Annotated in this window: 20 protein-coding genes; 6 read left to right on the forward strand and 14 right to left on the reverse strand. The window is 72.1% G+C overall.

Annotated features, from left to right (window positions below; all coding sequences use genetic code 11):
- Positions 1-121 precede the first annotated feature (121 nt).
- From menE to HJG52_RS16445, 3 genes are read left to right on the forward strand one after another with little or no spacing between them, the layout of a single operon-like run.
- Positions 122-1,312: an o-succinylbenzoate--CoA ligase gene (gene menE, locus HJG52_RS16435; RefSeq protein ID WP_171244709.1), complete on the forward strand. Its 1,191-nt coding sequence runs from the start codon at positions 122-124 to the stop codon at positions 1,310-1,312.
- Entirely contained in the window at positions 1,309-1,584 is a 276-nt protein-coding gene (locus HJG52_RS16440) for a PLDc N-terminal domain-containing protein (protein WP_171244710.1), read from the forward strand. Before menE ends, HJG52_RS16440 begins: the two co-directional genes overlap by 4 nt.
- A 44-nt stretch (positions 1,585-1,628) precedes the next feature.
- Complete coding sequence (locus HJG52_RS16445) at positions 1,629-2,513, forward strand: 1,4-dihydroxy-2-naphthoate polyprenyltransferase (RefSeq protein WP_171244711.1); 885 nt, start codon at positions 1,629-1,631, stop codon at positions 2,511-2,513.
- A gap of 6 nt (positions 2,514-2,519) precedes the next feature.
- Here the strand turns inward: HJG52_RS16445 and HJG52_RS16450 are convergent, their stop codons facing one another.
- From HJG52_RS16450 to HJG52_RS16485, 8 genes are all read right to left on the reverse strand, one after another.
- Entirely contained in the window at positions 2,520-2,816 is a 297-nt protein-coding gene (locus HJG52_RS16450) for a DUF4229 domain-containing protein (RefSeq protein WP_171244712.1), read from the reverse strand.
- A gap of 3 nt (positions 2,817-2,819) precedes the next feature.
- Positions 2,820-3,818, reverse strand: coding sequence for a c-type cytochrome biogenesis protein CcsB (ccsB, locus tag HJG52_RS16455; protein WP_171244713.1), 999 nt, complete (start codon positions 3,816-3,818; stop codon positions 2,820-2,822).
- The gene (resB, locus tag HJG52_RS16460) at positions 3,815-5,503 is read right to left on the reverse strand and encodes a cytochrome c biogenesis protein ResB (protein WP_171244714.1); all 1,689 of its coding nucleotides are present in this window, start codon (positions 5,501-5,503) and stop codon (positions 3,815-3,817) included. Before resB ends, ccsB begins: the two co-directional genes overlap by 4 nt.
- A 1-nt stretch (position 5,504) precedes the next feature.
- Positions 5,505-6,266: a cytochrome c biogenesis CcdA family protein gene (locus HJG52_RS16465; RefSeq protein ID WP_171244715.1), complete on the reverse strand. Its 762-nt coding sequence runs from the start codon at positions 6,264-6,266 to the stop codon at positions 5,505-5,507.
- Between the two features lie 13 nt (positions 6,267-6,279).
- Positions 6,280-6,882, reverse strand: coding sequence for a TlpA family protein disulfide reductase (locus tag HJG52_RS16470; protein WP_171244716.1), 603 nt, complete (start codon positions 6,880-6,882; stop codon positions 6,280-6,282).
- Positions 6,879-7,493, reverse strand: coding sequence for a histidine phosphatase family protein (locus HJG52_RS16475; RefSeq protein ID WP_171244888.1), 615 nt, complete (start codon positions 7,491-7,493; stop codon positions 6,879-6,881). The genes HJG52_RS16470 and HJG52_RS16475 overlap by 4 nt, the downstream gene beginning before the upstream one ends.
- Before the next feature lie 35 nt (positions 7,494-7,528).
- The gene (hemL, locus tag HJG52_RS16480; RefSeq protein ID WP_171244717.1) at positions 7,529-8,869 is read right to left on the reverse strand and encodes a glutamate-1-semialdehyde 2,1-aminomutase; all 1,341 of its coding nucleotides are present in this window, start codon (positions 8,867-8,869) and stop codon (positions 7,529-7,531) included.
- A 101-nt stretch (positions 8,870-8,970) separates the two neighbouring features.
- The gene (locus HJG52_RS16485; protein ID WP_171244718.1) at positions 8,971-9,501 is read right to left on the reverse strand and encodes a MarR family winged helix-turn-helix transcriptional regulator; all 531 of its coding nucleotides are present in this window, start codon (positions 9,499-9,501) and stop codon (positions 8,971-8,973) included.
- Positions 9,502-9,619: 118 nt separating this feature from the next.
- On the opposite strand from HJG52_RS16485, the gene HJG52_RS16490 reads away from it, so the two are divergent.
- Positions 9,620-10,150 carry a YceI family protein gene (locus HJG52_RS16490; RefSeq protein WP_171244719.1) on the forward strand — a complete coding sequence of 177 codons (531 nt, stop codon included), beginning with the start codon at positions 9,620-9,622 and terminating at the stop codon, positions 10,148-10,150.
- Positions 10,151-10,243: 93 nt separating this feature from the next.
- Here HJG52_RS16490 and hemB read toward each other — a convergent pair whose 3' ends face one another.
- The 6 genes from hemB to HJG52_RS16520 all read right to left on the reverse strand — a co-directional run bounded on the left by hemB (position 10,244) and on the right by HJG52_RS16520 (position 16,353).
- Complete coding sequence (gene hemB, locus HJG52_RS16495; protein ID WP_171244720.1) at positions 10,244-11,224, reverse strand: porphobilinogen synthase; 981 nt, start codon at positions 11,222-11,224, stop codon at positions 10,244-10,246.
- Between the two features lie 25 nt (positions 11,225-11,249).
- Positions 11,250-12,884, reverse strand: a complete 1,635-nt coding sequence (locus HJG52_RS16500) for a uroporphyrinogen-III synthase (RefSeq protein WP_171244721.1) — start codon at positions 12,882-12,884, stop codon at positions 11,250-11,252.
- Positions 12,881-13,954, reverse strand: a complete 1,074-nt coding sequence (hemC, locus tag HJG52_RS16505; protein ID WP_171244722.1) for a hydroxymethylbilane synthase — start codon at positions 13,952-13,954, stop codon at positions 12,881-12,883. Before hemC ends, HJG52_RS16500 begins: the two co-directional genes overlap by 4 nt.
- Positions 13,951-15,261 (reverse strand): glutamyl-tRNA reductase, encoded by a 1,311-nt coding sequence (locus HJG52_RS16510; protein WP_171244723.1) that lies wholly within the window; start codon positions 15,259-15,261, stop codon positions 13,951-13,953. Before HJG52_RS16510 ends, hemC begins: the two co-directional genes overlap by 4 nt.
- Positions 15,258-15,947 (reverse strand): redox-sensing transcriptional repressor Rex, encoded by a 690-nt coding sequence (locus tag HJG52_RS16515; RefSeq protein ID WP_171244724.1) that lies wholly within the window; start codon positions 15,945-15,947, stop codon positions 15,258-15,260. Before HJG52_RS16515 ends, HJG52_RS16510 begins: the two co-directional genes overlap by 4 nt.
- A gap of 160 nt (positions 15,948-16,107) precedes the next feature.
- On the reverse strand, positions 16,108-16,353 hold the full coding sequence (locus HJG52_RS16520) for a glutaredoxin family protein (RefSeq protein ID WP_171244725.1): 246 nt from the start codon (positions 16,351-16,353) through the stop codon (positions 16,108-16,110).
- A 154-nt stretch (positions 16,354-16,507) separates the two neighbouring features.
- On the opposite strand from HJG52_RS16520, the gene HJG52_RS16525 reads away from it, so the two are divergent.
- Positions 16,508-17,485, forward strand: a complete 978-nt coding sequence (locus tag HJG52_RS16525) for a zinc-binding dehydrogenase (protein ID WP_171244726.1) — start codon at positions 16,508-16,510, stop codon at positions 17,483-17,485.
- Positions 17,486-17,662: 177 nt separating this feature from the next.
- The gene (locus HJG52_RS16530) at positions 17,663-18,406 is read left to right on the forward strand and encodes a sigma-70 family RNA polymerase sigma factor (protein ID WP_346767796.1); all 744 of its coding nucleotides are present in this window, start codon (positions 17,663-17,665) and stop codon (positions 18,404-18,406) included.
- Positions 18,407-18,542 lie beyond the last annotated feature (136 nt).

The raw sequence follows: 18,542 nt of genomic DNA on the forward strand, positions 1-18,542 counted from the left end.
CGCGGCGCGGGGGATGCGTCCAGAGATGCGAACCTGGGTTGGGCAAATGCGCAACCCAGGTTCGCATCCGCGCGCACCACACCCTCGCTCCCCGCCCACCACGACGTCGTAGCCTCGGACCGTGACCGAGCTCCTGCCCCTCGCCATCGCGCCCGGCGAGCAGGCACGTGAGGCGCTCCCGGCCCTTCGCGCCGCGCTCACCGGCACCGGCCCGGCCGTGCTCCCGTATGCCGCGGGCTCACCTCCCCCCGAAGCTCCCGCGGGCGCCGTGCCCGACACCGGCACCGCCCTGGTGGTCGGCACCTCGGGCTCGACGGGCACCCCCAAGCTCGCCATGCTCCCCGCCAGCTCCCTCGCCGCCAGCGCCGCCGCCACCCACGAACGGCTCGGCGGCCCGGGCGACTGGCTCCTGGCCATGCCGCCGCACCACATCGCCGGCGTGCAGGTGCTGCTGCGCTGCCTCGCGGCGGGCACCGAGCCGCACTTCACCGACCTGCGCGACGGCTTCACACCGACGGCCCTGACCCGTGCCGTCACCGCCATGGCCCGTCAGGCCGCCGACCGCGGCTCCCACCGCCGCTACACCGCCGTGGTCCCCACCCAGCTGGTGCGCTGCCTCGCCGACCCGGCGGCCACGGCAGCCCTCGCCGAGCTCGACGCCGTGCTCGTCGGCGGCGCCGCCACCGCACCGAGCGTCCTCACCCGCGCCCGCGACGCGGGCATCCGGGCGGTCACGACCTACGGCATGAGCGAGACCTGTGGTGGCTGCGTCTACGACGGGATCGCGTTGCGTGGCAGCAGTGTTCGCACGGACGGCGACGGCCGCATCAGCCTCGGCGGGGCCACCTTGGCGACGGGCTACCTCGGTCGCCCCGACCTCACCGGGCAAGCCTTCACCACCGACCCCGACGGGACGCGGTGGTTCCGCACCGACGACGTCGGCCACCTCGACGACGCCGGCCACTGGCACGTCGACGGGCGCATCGACGACCTCGTCAACACCGGCGGGCTCAAGGTCGCGCCACGAGTCGTCGAGGAGGCCCTGACCGCGCACCTGCCGGTGGTGACCGAGGCCGTCGTCGTCGGCGTCCCCGACCCCGAGTGGGGCCAGGCCGTGGCCGCGGCCCTCACCCTCACCGACGGCGCCCCGGCACCGGCGGTGACCGACGTCCGCGCCGCGCTGCGCGGCATACTCCCCGACCACGCCCTGCCGCGGCACCTGCTGGTGCTCGACACGATCCCCGGCCGCGGCCCCGGAAAGCCCGACCGGGCCGCGATCGCAGCAGCCTTCCGTGCGACCATGGAGCCATGATCCGGCTGCTGCCCTGGCTGCTGTCGATCGCGCTCACCATCTACGCGCTCGTCGACTGCATCCAGACCGATGACGCACGGATTCGCAACCTGCCCAAGCTGATCTGGCTCCTGCTCGTGCTGCTGTTCCCCATCGTCGGACCGATCGCGTGGTTCATCGCCGGCCGCCCGCAACGCGGTGAGGGCGGCAGCCGGCCTGGTCGTGGCACAACTCACCCCCCACCGCCCCCGCGTGGCCCCGACGACGACCCGGACTTCCTCCGTAGGCTCTGAGCCGACAGGTCCCCCGCCCAGCGAAGAGAACGCCACCACAGTCCATGGCCACGCTTTCCCAGTGGGTCGCCGGCGCCCGCCCCCGCACCCTGCCCGCCGCGATCGCGCCGGTCATCGCCGGCACCGCAGCCGCCGCCCCCCTCGACCGCGTCAACCTCGGGTTCGCGCTGCTCGCGCTGATCGTCTCGGTGTCGCTGCAGATCGGCGTCAACTACGCCAACGACTACTCCGACGGCATCCGCGGCACGGACGCCGACCGCGTCGGCCCCGTCCGGCTCGTCGGCCAGCACAAGGCCGACCCGCGCAACGTCAAGCTGATGGCGTTCGCGTTCTTCGGGTTCGCCGCGCTCGTCGGGCTCGCGCTGGTGGCGTTCAGCAACGCGTGGATCATGGTGCCGCTCGGGGCGCTCGCGGTCCTCGCGGCCTGGCGCTACACCGGCGGCGACAACCCCTACGGCTACCGCGGTCTCGGCGAGGTCTACGTCTTCGTCTTCTTCGGCCTCATGGCGACACTGGGCACCCTCTACACCCAAGCCGGGCGGCTCACCTGGGTCGGCCTGGCCGCAGCGGTGGCCATCGGGGCGCTCGCCTCGGCCATCCTCGTCGCCAACAACCTGCGCGACATCCCCACCGACCGCGAGAGCGGCAAGCTCACCCTGGCGGTGCGGCTCGGTGACACCGGCACCCGCTGGCTCTACGCTCTGCTCGTCGTGGTCGCCATCCTCATGACGGTCGCGATCGCGCTCCGGCACTGGCCGGCATACCTGGCCCTGCTCGCCTTTGGCCTGGCCATCAAGCCGCTGCGCACGCTGCGCAGCGGCGCCACCGGCCGCGCCCTGGTGCCCGTCCTCGCCGCGACCGGGATGCTCGAGCTGGCGTATGCCGTGCTGCTCGCCATCGGCCTCGCGGTCGGCGCCGCGATCGCCTGAGCAGCCTCAGCGGTACTCGGTGCGCCCGTCGTCGGCGCGCTCGTCCTCGGCGTCCTCGACGGCCTCGTCGGACTCGGCGGCGCGCGCCTGCTTGGCCTGTGCCCGCTGCTCGAACCGCTCCTGGATCTGGCGCGTCGACTCCTCCCGGAACCGGCCCAGGACGAAGAACGACAGCACCATCGAGATGAGCGCCGACAGCACGAGCAGCATCCACTGCTGGTCGCGGTCACGCAGGCCGAGCAGCCACAGCAGGGACAGCACGCCGAAGAAGACCAGCAGCCGCAGGACGGTGTATCGCAGCATGGCTCAGAGCCCCGAGTAGGAGTGCTGGCCGACGAAGAACACGTTCACGACGGTGAAGTTCAGGATCAGGCAGACATACCCGGCCAGGGCGATCCAGTTCGCCACCTGGCGGCTGATTCCGCTGGTCGCGCGCGAGTGCAGGTATGCCGCGTAGACGACCCAGATGACGAAGGTCCAGACCTCCTTGGGGTCCCAGTTCCAGTAGGACGCCCAGGCCTGGCGGGCCCAGATGGCACCGGCGATGAGGGTGAAGGTCCACAGCGGGAAGGCCACGATGTGCAGGCCGTAGGAGGTGCGCTCCATCGACTCCGCGGAGGGGAAGCGGTCCAGGATGCTGGCGCGACCGGACCGCTGGAAGGCGTCCTTGACGAGGTAGAGGACGCTCGCCACGGCCCCGAGGGTGAAGATCGCCATGGCGATGACGGCGACCGTCACGTGGATCACGAGCCAGTAGGACTTCAGCGACGGCAGCAGCTCCGCGGCCTGGGTGTACCAGACGGTGACTGCCATGCCGAGCACCAGCAGCAGCGGCCCGGTGATGAACAGCCCCAGCCAGCGCAGGTCACGCCGGGTCGACCACACGCAGTAGGCGAGCGAGGTGAACATCGAGGCCATCACGGCGAACTCGAACATGTTGCCCAGGGGCCAGCGGTCGACCGACAGGCCGCGCAGCGCCACCGACACGACGAGCAGCAGCGCGCCGAGCCAGGTCATGGTCGAGGCGATCCCGGCGGCCTTGCGCGCCTTGGCCGGCACGTCCACGTCCGGTCCGTCGTCGGCTCGCGCGGCCGTCCGGGCGCCGGCCGCGGCCGGTGCGCTGCCCGTGCCCCCGGCGGAGCCCGCTGCCACCAGCTCGCGCTCGGCGCCGGCGTCGCGGCGCCGGTCGCGGCTCGGCACGAGGCCGGCGAGGTAGACCGCGTTGCAGATCATGGCGACCAGGAACACGGCCATGGCCGAGTAGAGGGCGAGGTTGGAGTAACCCGCGAAGGTCTCGTTCGTCATGGGCGTGGGTCCCTGTCGGTGCTGGTCGAGGTTTCAGTGCTGGTGTCGGGTGTCCCCGGGAGGGCCGAGGTGATGTCGGTGAGTGCGCGCTCCACCACGCGGCCGAGGCCGTCGTCGTCACCCTTGGTGAGGCCGCCCACCGTGACCACGGTACGGCCCGCGTCGCCCGCGGGGGAAACGCGGACGAACACCCGGCGCCGCCGCACGGTGAGGGTGACGATCAGTCCGGCCAGGGCCAGCAGCGCGGCGACGAGGGTGAGCCAGCGGCCGGGGTCGTGCCGCACGGACAGCCCGGCGAACCGGTCGACCCGGTCGAAGGTGATCGACCCACGGCCCCCGGGCAGGTCGAAGGTCTGCCCCGGCTCGAGCCAGATGCGCAGCGGCTCGGTCTGGCCGGTCTTGTCGTTCTTGCTGGTCACCTGCGTCATCTGCGCGGTGTCGAGCAGGTAGACCGACTGGGGACGGCCGCCGGGGAAGAGCTCACCCTCGTAGAGCGTGAGGGCGAGGGCCGGGTTCTTCAGGTCGGGGAAGATCGAGATGGGGCCCTGGTCCTTGTTGACGACAGCCGTCGGCAGGAAGAGTCCGCTGAAGCCGAGCGGCTTGGGGTCGGCGCCGGTGACCTTGATGGCGCCGACCGACCGGTAGTTGTTGTCCTGGGCCAGGAACGGCACCGGGCCGCTGAAGGTCTCGTTGCCCTTGGCGTCGCGCACGGTGACCACGGGCGCGTAGCCGTTGCCGAGCAGGAAGACGCCGGCGCCGTCCATCTCCAGGGGGTGGTTGACCTGGATCGTCGAGTCCTTCGGCGCGGCCCCCGGTGCGTCCTTGGTCGTGACGTATGCCGTGAAGTTGCGTGGCTGCCCGAACTGGCCGCGCCCGGTCACGTTCTCCTCGAAGGTCGCGTCGAATCGGTCGACCTTGATGGTGAAGGGGGCCAGCTTCTCGGGGTTGACCCACGGGCCGGGGCTGAAGGTGTCGTACTGCGACAGCTGGTTCGACATCGTCTTGCCGACGGGCACGATGACGTCGCCCTTCCAGCCGAAGAGGTAACCGATGGCGACGCCGACGATGACCAGGATCAACGCGAAGTGGAAGACGAGGTTGCCCGTCTCCTTGACGTAGCCGTTCTCCGCGCTCACCGTCACGTCGTCGTGGCTGTGGACCCGGAACCGCCTGCGCCGCAAGGCTTCCCGCGCCACCTGGACCACCTGCTCGGGAGTCGCGTCGACCTCGGCACTCGCGTGGTGCTCGAGGCGGGACAGCCGGGCGGGGGTGCGCGGCGGGGTGGAGCGCATGGCCTTCCAGTGCACCTTGGTGCGCGGGACGACACAGCCGACGAGCGAGATGAACAGCAGCAGGTAGATGGCCGAGAACCACGGCGTCGCGTAGACCTCGAAGAACCCGAGCCGGTCCAGGAACGGTCCAGCCGTCGGGTGGTCCGCGATCCACTGGGCGGTGCGTGCGGCATCGATGCCACGCTGCGGGAAGTACGACCCGGGCAGGGCGGCGATGCCGAGCAACAGCAACAGGAACAGCGCCGTGCGCATGCTCGTGAGGTTGCGCCACATCCAGCGCAGCCAGCCGACGAGACCCAGCTTGGGCTGGGTGATGGGCTCGCGGGGACCGGAACCCTTCCCGCCCGGCTCGGGGGTCGGCGCCTGCGGCCTGGTCGTGGTCTGCTCGGCCATGTCAGATCACCGTCCGGAAGGTGCCGACGAGGGCGGTCTGCACGTAGCGCGTCCAGCTCTCCCACACACCGGTCACCAACATGAGGCCGATCGCGAGCAGCAGCACGCCACCGAACACCTGGATGCCGCGCTGGTGCCGGCGCAGGAAGCGCGAGACCGCACCGAAGCGCTCGTAGCCCGCAGCGATCAACAGGAACGGCACGCCCAGCCCCAGCGAGTAGGCCACGGCAAGGACGATCCCGCGGGTCACCGCGGACTGGTCCCCAGTCGTCGTGGCGAGGATCTGCACCGCCGCCAGGGTGGGTCCGGTGCACGGGGCCCACCCGAGCGCGAAGACCACGCCGAGCAGCGGTGCGCCGGCCAGCCCGGAGGCAGGCCGCCAGTGCAGCTTCAGCTCGCGCTGGGTGCCGGCTCCGAGGAAGACGACGGCCATGAGGATGACGAGCACGCCGCCGACCCGCATCAGCAGGCCACGGTGCTCGACCAGGGTCGCGCCGACCCCGGCGAGGAACGCCGTCAGCACGATGAACACCACGGTGAACCCGAGCACGAACAGCAAGGCCCCCAGGACCAGCCGGTGCCGGCGACGCTGCTCCAGCGACTCGTCGGACAGCCCGGTCACGTAGCCCAGGAAGCCCGGCACCAAGGGCAGGACGCACGGCGACGCGAACGACACCGCCCCCGCGAGGAGGGCGATGGCCAGGGCGATGGGCAGCGCGCCGGAGGAGACGGTGTCGCCGACGTCGGCGGTGATTGCGGTCATGGAGGGCAGTCGCCTACGTCTCGGTGAGGACGTCGTCGACCAGCCCGGTCAGGGTCGAGGCCTTGACCTCGCCGTTGACCCGGGCCGCGATCCGGCCCGACTGGTCGAGCACGAGCGTCGTGGGAGGGGACGTGACCTTGCCCTGGAGGCCGAGGATCAGCTCGCCGGAGGGGTCGTCGAGGGAGGGGTAGTTCGTGCCCCACTTCTTGGCCGAGGCGATGCCGGAGGCCTTGTTGTCGCGGGTGTTGATGCCCATGAAGACGACCGGCTTGCCGCTGCCCTGGTAGGACTCCCACACCTTCGCCAGCTCGGGCGCCTCGGTCCGGCAGGGACCGCACCACGAGGCCCACACGTTGACCACGACGACCTTGCCGCTGGCCTCGCTGAGCTTCCACGCGTCACCGTCGAGGGTGGTCCCGGCCAGGGTGACCGGCTTGTTCCGCTTGGCGGCCGGGATGATCTCCACTGCGCCGTCGCCGGAGATGTAACCCTTCTGGCTGCCGTCCTTGGCTTGTGCCGCAATGGAGTTCGGGTCGTCGCTGCACCCCGCAAGCGCGAACGCGAGCACTGGCACGGCGAGCGCGGCGAGCGCACGCGGCATACGTCGGCGGTTCATCCCGTCCCTCCCTGGGACTCGGCTAGCAGGGCACCCGCCGGCTCGGAGTACTCGATCGACTCGAGCTGCCCGCCGGCATAGGTCAGCGTGGTCAGCGAGGCGAGTCGGCACTCGCGCTTGCGCGGGTCGTGCCACAGGCGCGCGCCGACGAGGGCGTTGCGGGCGGTCCAGATGGGCAGCTGGTGGGAGACGATGACCGCCTCGTGCCCGGCCGCCGCGGACCGCGCCTCGGCGATCGTCGCGAGCATCCGTGCCGCGATCTCGGCGTACGGCTCGCCCCACGACGGCTTGAGCGGGTTGCTCATCCGCTTCCAGTAGCGCGGGTGCACGAAGTCGATGGGGCGCATGGTGCCGACCCGGGTGCCCTCGAAGGTGTTGCCCGCCTCGATCACCCGGTCGTCGGTGGTGACGGGTATGCCGTGTGAGGCGGCGATGGGGGACGCCGTCTCCTGGGCGCGCAGCAGCGACGACGCGACGACCAGCGTGATGTCACGGTCCACGAGGTGGTCGGCCACCTGCTGCGCCATGCGGGCCCCGAGCTCGGACAGGTGGTAGCCGTCGAGCCGGCCGTAGAGGACGCCGTCGGGGTTGTGGACCTCTCCGTGGCGCATCAGGTGCACGACGGTGCGCTCGGGCGCGACGGGACTCACCGGTCGATTGTCGCAAACGCTGCGGCTGCGGCCGACGCCGCCGTCGGCAGCGCGGCCAGCACCCGGTCCACCGCTGCGTCGTCGTGGGACGCGCTGACGAACCACGACTCGAACGCGCTGGGCGGCAGGTGCACGCCCTGGTCGAGCATCGAGTGGAAGAACGCCGCGAACGCGGGCACGTCCTGCGCCCGCGCGGTGTCGTAGTCGGTGACCGCGCCGTCGCGGAAGAAGACGCTGAACATGCTGCCCGCACGCTGGATCACGTGCGGGACACCGGCTGCGTCCAGCGCCTCGCCGACCCCCGTCGTCAGGGCGTCGGACACCTCGCCGAGCCGGGTGTAGACGTCGTCGGTGCAGTGCTGGAGCGTGGCGAGGCCTGCGGCGGTGGCCACCGGGTTACCCGACAGCGTTCCCGCCTGGTAGACCGGCCCGGTCGGCGCGAGCATCGCCATGACGTCGGCGCGACCGCCGAAGGCGGCCGCCGGAAAACCGCCGCCCATGACCTTGCCGAACGTGAAGAGGTCAGGTGCGCCCGCGGCATACCCCGCATCGCCCTCGAGCCCGAACCAGCCGGCGCGGCTGCACCGGAAGCCCGTCATCACCTCGTCGGAGATCAACAGTGCACCGTGCTCGGCCGTGACACGGCGCAGCGCGGCGGTGAACCCGGGCAGCGGCGGGACGACGCCCATGTTGCCCGGTGACGCCTCGGTGATGACCGCTGCGATGTCGGCTCCGCGCTCGGCGAAGACCTCCTCGAGCGCGGGAATGTCGTTGTAGGGCAACACGATCGTCTCGGCCGCCATCTCCTTCGGCACCCCGGCGGAGTCCGGCAGCGCGAAGGTGGCGACGCCCGACCCGGCCTGGGCGAGCAGCGAGTCGACGTGGCCGTGGTAGCAACCGGCGAACTTCACGATGAGCGATCGGCCGGTGAACCCGCGCGCCAGCCGGATCGCGCTCATCGTCGCCTCGGTGCCGCTGGAGACCAGCCGCACCTGCTCGACCGGCTCGACCCGCGCCACGATCTCCTCGGCGAGCGCCACCTCGTTCTCGCTCGGGGTGCCGAACGAGAAGCCGCGGGTGGCGGCCTGCTGCACGGCCTCGAGCACCGCCGGGTGGGAGTGGCCGAGGATCATCGGCCCCCACGAGCAGACGAGGTCGACGTACTCACGACCGTCGGCGTCGGTGAGGTAGGGCCCTTGGCCCGACACCATGAAGCGAGGTGTCCCGCCGACCGCGCGGAAGGCCCGGACGGGCGAGTTCACGCCTCCGGGGGTCACCGCGAGAGCCCGGTCGAGCAGCGCCTGGGAGGCGGGGGCGTCGGAGGGGTATGCCGTCATGGCGCCATTGTCCCAGCCACCCCTGTGCGTTCTGTGAAGGGGCCGGGAAGGCGCCGCGAAGACAGCCGCGGGGTGGCGCGGCCACGTGGGGACCGGCCCGGTCAGGCCTCGGCGGCGATCGGCCCCTGGTCCTCCGCCTCGGCCATGACCGCGGGGTGCGGCAGGTCCGGCGCGAGGGCGAGCCGGATGGCCTCCATGGCGCGACCCAGCTCGAGGAACAGCTCGGGTGGCACGGGGTCGAGCACGGCTCGGCGGACGCTCTCCACGTGGACCCGGGCCATCTCCTCGACGGCGGCCTGGCCCTGGTCGGTGAGCACCAGCTCGACGCCGCGCTTGTCCTCCAGGCAGGCCTCCCGGCGCACCCAGCCGCGGTTCTCCAGGCGGGTGGCGGTGTGGGTCAGCCGGCTGCGGGACTGGACGACCAGGTCCGCGAGGGTCGACATGCGCAGGCGCTGGCGGGGAGTTTCCGAGAGCATGGAGATGATCTCGTACTCGGTGAGCTGCACCCCGTGGGACTGCAGGTCCTTGTCGAGGGCCTCCTCGATGAGCCTGCTGCCACGCAGGTAGGCACGCCAAGCCCGCTGCTCGTCGGTCGTGAGCCAGCGCGGCTCGCCGGCGGAACTGGTGCCCATGGGGCAGCAGTATGGCACTCGTGCACTGTGGTTGAAATATCAAGCACCTCTGCTATGTTGAGGGTGAAGTCCGCCGGAGTCCCCCGGCCACCCCTCACCCTCACCACAGGAGCTCACCATGGCCAGCATCAACGACCTGCCCGCCGGTCCCTGGACCGTCGACGCCTCGCACAGCGTGATCGGCTTCACCGCCCGTCACCTCATGGTCACCAAGGTCCGCGGCCAGTTCACCGACTACACGGCCGACATCAACGTGGCCGACCCCGCGACCGAGTCGACCGTCAACGTCGTCGTCCAGCTGGCCTCGATCGAGACCGGCGCCGCGGACCGCGACACCCACCTGCGCTCGGCCGACTTCTTCGACACCGAGAACAACCCGACGATGACCTTCACCTCCACGAAGATCACCGAGGACTCGATGACCGGCGACCTCACCATCAAGGGCGTCACCAAGCCGGTGACCTTCGACCTGGAGTTCAACGGCGTGCAGACCGACCCGTGGGGCGGCCAGCGCGCGGGCTTCGAGGCCACCGCTGACGTCAACCGCAAGGACTGGGGCCTGGAGTGGAACGTCGCCCTCGAGGGTGGCGGCGTGCTCGTCTCCGACAAGATCAAGCTCGCGCTCGACGTGGAGCTCGTCAAGGCCTGACCGCCTCAGGGCGCTTCCCGCAAAACGGGGGTTGCGTGCACGAAACGGGAGCTACTACGCCCCGTTTTGTGTCAGCAACCCCCGTTTTGCGTGTCAGCGCAGCAGCGCGGCGGCCTCGAGGGCGTAGTAGGTCAGGATGACCTGCGCCCCGGCCCGCCGGATGTTCAGCAGCGACTCCATGACCGCCCGCTCGCGCTCGATCCAGCCGTTCGCGGCGGCGGCCTCGATCATCGAGTACTCACCCGAGATCTGGTATGCCGCAACGGGGACCGGCGACATCGCGGCCGCAGCGGCGACGATGTCAAGGTGCGGCATGGCCGGCTTGACCATGACCATGTCGGCCCCTTCGGCGATGTCGAGCTCGAGCTCGCGCAGCGCCTCGGTCCCGTTGGCCGGGTCCTGCTGGTAGGTCGCCCGGTCGCCCTGCAGGGACGACTGGACGGCCTCGCGGAACGGCCCGTAGAGCCCTGAGGTGTACTTGGCGGAGTACGCGAGGATCACGGTGTCGGTGAAGCCCTCGGCGTCGAGCGCCTCGCGCACGTACGCCACCTGTCCGTCCATCATCCCCGACAGGCCGAGCACCTCGGCGCCGGCGCGGGCCTGCGCGAGGCCCATCGCGGCATACCGCTCGAGCGTGGCGTCGTTGTCGACCCGGCCGCGCTCGTCGAGGACGCCGCAGTGCCCGTGGTCGGTGAACTCGTCGAGGCACAGGTCGGCCATGACGACGATGTCGTCGCCGACCTCGTCGGCGAGCCGGCGCAGGGCGACGTTGAGTATGCCGTCGGGGTCGTCGGCGCCCGACCCGCGGCCGTCCTTGTCGACGGGGACGCCGAACACCATGAGCCCGCCGATGCCGGCCGCGACCGCCTCGCGGGCGACCTCGAGCAGTGACTCGAGAGTGTGCTGCACGACGCCCGGCATGGCCGAGATCGCTTGCGGCGCATCGATTCCCTCACGCACGAAGACGGGGAGCACGAGCTCGGCGGGGTGTAGCCGCGTCTCGGCCACCAGCCGTCGCAGCGGCACGGACTGGCGCAGCCGCCGGGGCCGGATCACCGGCACCGGCGGCTGCACACCGCTCGTGGTCTGGTCGCCCAACTCAGCGGGCCCGGCGCCGCGACGACGCCTTCTTCTGCGACGGGCGCACGACCGCCTCGCCGGCCTCGGCCGCGGCGGTGACCAGGCCCAGGCCGTAGTCGGCCAGGGCGTCGACGAGCGCGTCCGACGAGGCCTCCGGCGCGAGGACGTCGACCCGCAGGCCGTGCTCCTCGGCCGTCTTGGCGGTGGCCGGGCCGATGCAGGCGATCACGGTCGAGGGGTGCGGCTTGCCGGCGATGCCGACCAGGTTGCGCACCGTGCTCGAGGACGTGAACACCGCGGCGTCGAACTGGCCGCCCTTGATGGCCTCGCGGATCTCCGCGGCCGGCGGGGCCGCACGGACCGTGCGGTATGCCGTCACGTCGTCGACCTCCCAGCCCATCTCCTCCAAGCCCGCGACGAGGGTCTCGGTGGCGATGTCGGCCCGGGGCAGGAAGACCCGGTTGATCGGGTCGAGCACCTCGTCGAACGGCGGCCAGTCGGCGAGCAGCCCGTTCGCGGAGTTCTCACCGGACGGCACGAGGTCGGGCACGATGCCCCACTCGCGCAGCGCCTCGGCGGTGACCCCACCGACGGCGGCGATCTTCAGGCCGGCGAAGGCACGGGCGTCGAGCCCGAACTCCTCGAACCGCTCACGGACCGCCTTGACCGCGTTGACCGAGGTGAACCCGATCCACTCGTAGCGACCGGTGACCAGGCCCTTGACCGCGCGCTCCATCTGCTGCGGGGTGCGGGGCGGCTCGACGGAGATCGTCGGGACGACCTCGGCGGTCGCACCGAACGACTCAAGCCGGCTGATGGTCGAGCCGGACTGCTCCTTGGTACGGGGCACCAGGACGTTCCAGCCGAACAGCGGCTTGGTCTCGAACCACGACAGCTGCTCGCGCAGCGCCACGGTGGAGCCGACGACAGCCAGCGCAGGGAACTGCACGGTCTTCATCACCTTGGCGACCTCGCCGAGGGTGGTCACCCGGGTGGCCTGGCGGATCGTGGTGCCGCGCTCGGTCAGCGCGACCGGGCTGTCGGCGGTGCGACCCGCGTCGAGCAGCTTGGCGAGCGCGCCGGCGAGGTCCTCGGGCGGGCCGAGCAGGACGACGGTCACCGACTCGGCGACCGAGGCGTTCCAGTCGACGTGCCGGTCGTTGGCGGAGATGACGTGCACCGCGGGCGACTGGCTCGAGGTGAGCGGGATGCCTGCGTATGCCGGGACGGCCGAGACCGCGCTCACGCCGGGCACGACGTCGAAGCCGATGGCCGCCTTGTGGCAGGCCAGCGCCTCCTCGGCGAGCCCGTTGAAGGTGCCGGGGTCGCCGTCCATGAGGCGGACGACGAGGCCGCCGGGGACGGACTTGGCGGCCTTGACGACGAGCTTGGCCCGCATCGCGTGGGTCAGCGGCTGGCCGTGGTCGCCGTGGCTGGCGTCGACGACCTCGACGTCGTCACGGCAGTAGCGCCGTACGACGTCCTCGCGGGCGACCTGGTCGATGACGACGACGTCGGCGGCTGCGAGCAGCTCGACCGAACGCACGGTCATCAGCGCGTGGTCGCCGGGGCCGGCGCCGACGAAGGCGACGCGACCGGGCACGCGGGGGGCGCGGGTCTTGGTGGTGGTCTGGGTCGAGCGCGTGGGGCTCACTGGGCACGCTCCGTGCGGTGTTGTTCCGGGCGGGGTTCTTCGGTGGGGCTGGTGCGGGGGTCGGCGGCGGCGAACGGATCGGCTCCGGTCGCCCCGGCTGGGTCGGGAACCGGTGGTCGGGGGTCGGGTGCGGCGACGTCGGTGCCGGTGATGTCGGCGGCGCCGTCCTCGAGCAGGACGGCTGCGAGCCGCTGGCCGAGCGCCTCGGCGTCGTCGACCGGGCCGACGATGGATCGGCGCAGGTCGAATGCCCCGTCCACCGTTCCTGCAAACGCCCGCAGGGACAGCTCGATTCCGTGCTCGCCCTCGACGACCTCGGCCAAGGCGCCGACGGGCGCGGAACAGCCGGCCTCGAGGGCGGCCAGGACAGCACGTTCGGCGGTGACGCAGGCGCGGGTGTCGGCGTCGTCGAGCGCCGCGAGCAGCTCACGGGTCGCGAGGTCGTCCGCGCGGCACTCGACGGCCAGCGCACCTTGGCCGGGGGCCGGCAGGACCTGCAGCGGGTCGAGCGTCTCGGCGACCTCGTCGAGGCGGCCGAGCCGGGACAGCCCGGCCCGCGCCAGCACGACGGCGTCGAGCGCGCCATCGCGCACCATGGCGATGCGGGTGTCGACGTTGCCGCGAATGTCCTTGAACTCCAAGCCCATTCCGAGCGCAGCCAGCTGGGCGACGCGGCGCGGGGAGCCGGTGCCGACGACTGCGCCCGCGCCGAGCTCACCGAGGGTGAGCCCGTCAAGGGCCACGAGCACGTCGCGGGGGTCCTCGCGCACCGGGATGGCGGCGACGACCAGCCCCGGCTCGGGCGCGGTGGGCAGGTCCTTGAGCGAGTGCACGGCGAGGTCGACCTCACCGTCGAGCAGCGCGCGACGCAGGGCGGCTGCGAAGACCCCGGTGCCACCGAGGGAGGAGAGCGAGGCCGTCGAGGTGTCGCCCTCGGTCACCACCTCGACGAGCTCGACCTCGTGGCCGAGCGCGCGCAGCCGGTCGGCCACCAGCCCCGACTGGGTGGTGGCGAGGGCACTGCGACGGGTACCGAGCCGCAGGGGACGGCAGACGGAAGGTGCGCTCACGGCATACCTCCCTGTCGCGGGGGCACGGCGCTGCTCGTGGCGGCCTCGCCCGGTCCCAGGTCGAACAGCTCGCGCAGCGCGCGCGCGTAGTCGTCGCCCTGGCCGCCGACAGCCAGCTCCTTGACGCGCACGGTCGGGCGGTGCAGCAGCTTCTCGACGATGCGGTGGGCAGCGAGCTGCACCTCGGCGCGGGTGGCCTCGTCGAGGTCGGGCAGCCGCTGGTCGAGGCGCGCGAGCTCGCTCGCGACGACCTCGGCCGCGGCCGAGCGCAGCGCGGCCACCGTCGGCGCGACCGACTCGGCCGCGCGGGAGGTGAGGTAGGCCGCGACCTCACCGATGACGAGGTCTGCCACCTCCTGCACCTGGGCCGAGGCCTGCCCGGCGGAGAGATCGTCTCCGAGGACGTCGAGCCCGGCCACGCGGACACCGGTGAGCGAGGCGACCTCGGGGGCCACGTCCCGCGGCAGCGCGAGGTCGAGGTAGGACTGCGGGCGGCCGGAGCGGGCGACCTGGGCGTCGGCGGCGGTGGGCAGGTCGACCACCAGACCGGTCGAGCCGGTGCAGGAGATCACGAGGTCGGCGTCGGCGAGGGCCGCGTCGAGCTCGCCCAGGGGGCGCGCGACGCCGCCGGTGCGCTCGGCCAGGCGGCGACCGCGCGACAGGGTGCGGTTGACGATGGTGAGGCGCGCGGCACCGCGACGGGCCACGGTGGTCGCCGCCAGGGACGACATGCCGCCCGCCCCGACCACGAGCACCGACAGCTCCGCGAGCGGGCCCAGCTCGGCCTCGGCGCGGGCCAGCCCGGCCTCGACGAGCGAGACGCTCACGGCGTCGATGCCGGTCTCGGCGTGGGCCCGTTTGCCCACGCGCAGCGCCTGCTGGAACAACGCGTTGAGCGCCGGGCCCGCCTGGCCACCGCGCTGGGCCTCGCGCAGCGACGTGCGCATCTGGCCGAGGATCTGGGCCTCGCCGACCGCCATCGAGTCGAGCCCACAGGCGACCGTGAACGCGTGCGCCACGGCGCGGTCCTCGTAGTGCACGTAGAGGTGCTCGCGCAGCTCGTCGGGGTCGACGCCGGTCTGGGCGGTCAGGGACTCGACGATCTCGGTGACGGCTCCGTGGAAGGTGAGCGCGTCGGCATACACCTCGGTGCGGTTGCAGGTGGAGACGACGACGCTCTCGGCGACGTTCTCACCGGCGGTGAGGCGGCTGGCGAGGGCGCTGCGGTGGTCGCCGTCGAGCGACATGGCCTCGAGCAGCGGCAGCGGCGCGGTGTGGTGGGACAGGCCCAGGACGACGAGGCTCACTTGGCGACCCCCTTGGCCACCGGGCCGAGGGCCGCGCTGGCGAGGGCCTTGCGCTGCTCGTGGAAGGCGAGGATCTGCAGCTCGGTCGACAGGTCGACCTTGCGCACGTCGACCCCGTCGGGCACCACGAGCACGCACGGAGCGAAGTTGAGGATCGAGGAGACCCCGGCGGCGACGAGCTGGTCGCAGACGTCCTGGGCGGAGCCGGCGGGAGTCGCGATGACCCCGATGGCCAGGCCCTCCTCGGCGACGAGCGCGTCGAGGGTGTCCATGGGCCGCACCGGCAGGCCCGCGATCTGCTGCCCGTGCAGCGCCTCGTCCTGGTCGAGCAGCGCCACGACGCGGAAGCCGCGGGTCGCGAACCCGCTGTAGGCAGCGAGCGCGTGACCCAGGTTGCCCATCCCGACGATGGCCACGGGCCAGTCCTGAGTGAGGCCGAGCTCGCGCGAGATCTGGTAGGCGAGGTGGTCGACCTCGTAGCCGACACCGCGCACGCCGTAGGAGCCGAGGTGCGAGAGGTCCTTGCGGAGCTTGGCGCTGCGCACGCCCGAGGCGGCAGCCAGCTCCTCGGAGGAGACCGACGTGATCCCGCGCTCGGCGAAGCCGGTGAGTGCCCGCAGGTACTCGGGAAGCCGAGCGACGGTGGCGTCGGGGATGCCCCGACGGGCGCTCGGGTCGGCGGTCACGGTGCTACGGCTCCTTCTCTACAACAGGCGGCCCGCACCTGGCTGGAGCGGACGGGAGCCCTTGCAGATTACGCTTTTGTGAACGAATGCACAAAGTCACAAGCAGCCGTTCGCCGTGGGCGTGAGACGGGTGTGGCGCAGGCCACTGCGGCGGCCCCGGTCAGCCGCCGAGCGCGGCCCGGAGCCGGGCCTCGTCCACGCGCCAGTAGTCGTGCTGGCGGCCGTCGACGAGCGTGACCGGGATCTGCTCCGCGTACAGCTCGGCCAGCTCGCGGTTCTGCAGGATCGACCGCTCCTCCCAGCCGACGTCGAGGTCGGCGGCCACCCGCTGGATCACGGCGCGGGCGTCGTCACACAGGTGGCAGCCGGGCTTGCCGATGAGGGTGATGCGTGGGGTCGCGGACACCGGATCAGGGTATGCCGCGTGGCCGGGTTCGCGAGACCGTCACCGACGTGCGTCGGGCATACCGGTGCCTGCCGGGGTGTTGCGGGAGTGCGGGTGAGCCGACGCAGGTGGGCACCCACACGGCATACCCATCACAGCCCCCGAGGAGACCTCCATGCGCGCACTCGTCCACACCCAGTTCGGCAACCCGGCGACCGTCCTGACCGTGCAGGACGTGCCGGTCCCCGAGCCAGGCCCCGGTCAGGTGCTGGTGCGCACGCTGCTGTCCCCCATCCACAACCACGACCTGCTCACCGTCTCCGGCGACTACGGGTTCAAGCCCGAGCTGCCCGCGCGCTCTGGCACCGAGGCGGTCGGCGTCGTCGAGGCCCTCGGCCCCGGTGTGGAGGGTCTGGAGGTGGGCCAGCGGGTCGCCACTGGCGGGACCTTCGGGGTGTGGGCCGAGTACTTCGTGGCACCGGCGGCCGGGCTGGTGCCCGTGCCGGACGGCATCGGCGACGAGGCTGCGGCGCAGCTCGTGTCGATGCCGTTCAGCGCGATCGCGCTGCTGGACTTCCTGCAGGTCTCCCCCGGCGACTGGGTCGTGCAGAACGCGGCCAACGGCGCCGTCGGACGGCTCTTCGCCCAGCTCGCGACGGCTCGCGGGGTGAACGTGCTCGGGCTCGTGCGCCGCGCCGAGGGCGTGCTGGAGCTGGCCGCCCAGGGCATCGACCGGGTGGTCGCCACCGACGACGAGGGCTGGCGCGAGCGCGCCCGGGAGGTCGTCGGCGACAGCCCGGTCGTGGCCGGTGTCGACTCGGTCGGCGGCGCGGCGAGCGGCGAGGTCCTGTCGCTGCTCGCGCCGGACGGCGTGCTGGTCGTCTTCGGGGCGATGGCCTCACCGACGATGCAGCTGAGCTCGGGCGAGCTCATCTTCAAGCAGGCCGTGGTCAAGGGCTTCTGGGGGAGCAAGGTCTTCGGTGCCATGGACGCCGCCAAGCGGGGCGCACTCATGACCGAGCTCGTGCAGGGCATCGCCGCGGGCACCCTGACCCTGCCGGTCGCCGCGACCCACCCGTTCGAGGAGATCGCGGACGCTGCCCGGGCCAGCCGGGTGCCGGGGCGCGTCGGCAAGGTCCTGCTGCGCCCCTGACCGCCTGGCGCACGGGCGGAGTGGGCCGGTTGGTCGCTCGCGGCCGCCCAACGTCCGTGCGGGGGTTTTGTGGTCGGTTCCTCCTGACAAATGAGCCCACATCGGCGAAACTGTCTCTCGGTCAGGAGGTCTCGCATCCGGTTCAGCATCCGTCGCGACGCCGCGCACCGAGGCGCGGTGCTGCGTCCTGCCCTCGCGCCGGTGGCCGTCGGCGGCCCCGACCACGGGATGGGCGCAGCGACCGAGCAGTTCCTCCGGTCGCTGCGGGTCGCGCTCAGCCTCGCCGAGGGCGCCGGCTCGATCCCGGGTGGTCCGCGCGGGGGCGGGTCCGCGGCGAACGCCGGGTTTGCCCCGGGCGAGGCGCCACAGGACTTCGAACGCGTCTCGGCGCTCGTCGAGCTCGCGCAGAAGGGTGACTCCGAGGCGTTCGGCCTGCTCTACGAGCGCTACGTCGACACCGTCTACCGCTACGTCTACGTGCGGGTGGGCACCAAGCAGCTCGCCGAGGACATCACGTCCGAGACGTTCCTGCGGGCGCTGCGCCGCATGGACTCGTTCTCGTGGCAGGGCCGCGACATCGCCGCGTGGTTCATCACCATCGCCCGCAACCTCATCACCGACAACGCCAAGTCGGCGCGGTTCCGTATGGAGGTCAGCACCGCCGACATGCTCGACGCCGACCCGCGGGTCGAGGCCGCGCCCGAGGGCGAGGTGCTCGAGCGGCTGCGTGACGAGCGGCTGCTCCAGGCGGTCAAGTCGCTCAAGCCCGAGCAGGCCGAGTGCGTCGTGCTGCGCTTCCTCCAGGGGCTCTCGCTCGCCGAGACCGCGAAGGTGCTCGGCAAGTCCGAGGGTGCGGTCAAGCAGCTCCAGCTGCGGGCGGTGCGCTCCCTCCACCGGGAGCTCGCCGATGTCGAGCTGTGAGGCGTCGTATGCCGCGTGCGGCCGTTCGCGTGGCCCGCACAAGTTACCCGCCGGTCACGTGCGGCCACGCCGTGACTTCGGCGTGGCCGCGTCGTTTGTCACGGTGGAGGACCACGATCGAGCCGGGGAGGAGGTG

Source organism: Knoellia koreensis (assembly GCF_013041615.1).
GTDB lineage: Bacteria > Actinomycetota > Actinomycetes > Actinomycetales > Dermatophilaceae > Pedococcus > Pedococcus koreensis.

Excerpts from the sequence above, each read along its gene's own strand:
- HJG52_RS16440 (WP_171244710.1), top strand. The coding sequence starts at position 1,309 with ATGATCCGGCTGCTGCCCTGGCTGCTGTCGATCGCGCTCACCATCTAC.
- HJG52_RS16445 (WP_171244711.1), top strand. The coding sequence starts at position 1,629 with ATGGCCACGCTTTCCCAGTGGGTCGCCGGCGCCCGCCCCCGCACCCTG.
- HJG52_RS16450 (WP_171244712.1), bottom strand. The coding sequence starts at position 2,816 with ATGCTGCGATACACCGTCCTGCGGCTGCTGGTCTTCTTCGGCGTGCTG.
- ccsB (WP_171244713.1), bottom strand. The coding sequence starts at position 3,818 with ATGACGAACGAGACCTTCGCGGGTTACTCCAACCTCGCCCTCTACTCG.
- resB (WP_171244714.1), bottom strand. The coding sequence starts at position 5,503 with ATGGCCGAGCAGACCACGACCAGGCCGCAGGCGCCGACCCCCGAGCCG.
- HJG52_RS16465 (WP_171244715.1), bottom strand. The coding sequence starts at position 6,266 with ATGACCGCAATCACCGCCGACGTCGGCGACACCGTCTCCTCCGGCGCG.
- HJG52_RS16470 (WP_171244716.1), bottom strand. The coding sequence starts at position 6,882 with ATGAACCGCCGACGTATGCCGCGTGCGCTCGCCGCGCTCGCCGTGCCA.
- HJG52_RS16475 (WP_171244888.1), bottom strand. The coding sequence starts at position 7,493 with ATGCGCCACGGAGAGGTCCACAACCCCGACGGCGTCCTCTACGGCCGG.
- hemL (WP_171244717.1), bottom strand. The coding sequence starts at position 8,869 with ATGACGGCATACCCCTCCGACGCCCCCGCCTCCCAGGCGCTGCTCGAC.
- HJG52_RS16485 (WP_171244718.1), bottom strand. The coding sequence starts at position 9,501 with ATGGGCACCAGTTCCGCCGGCGAGCCGCGCTGGCTCACGACCGACGAG.
- HJG52_RS16490 (WP_171244719.1), top strand. The coding sequence starts at position 9,620 with ATGGCCAGCATCAACGACCTGCCCGCCGGTCCCTGGACCGTCGACGCC.
- HJG52_RS16525 (WP_171244726.1), top strand. The coding sequence starts at position 16,508 with ATGCGCGCACTCGTCCACACCCAGTTCGGCAACCCGGCGACCGTCCTG.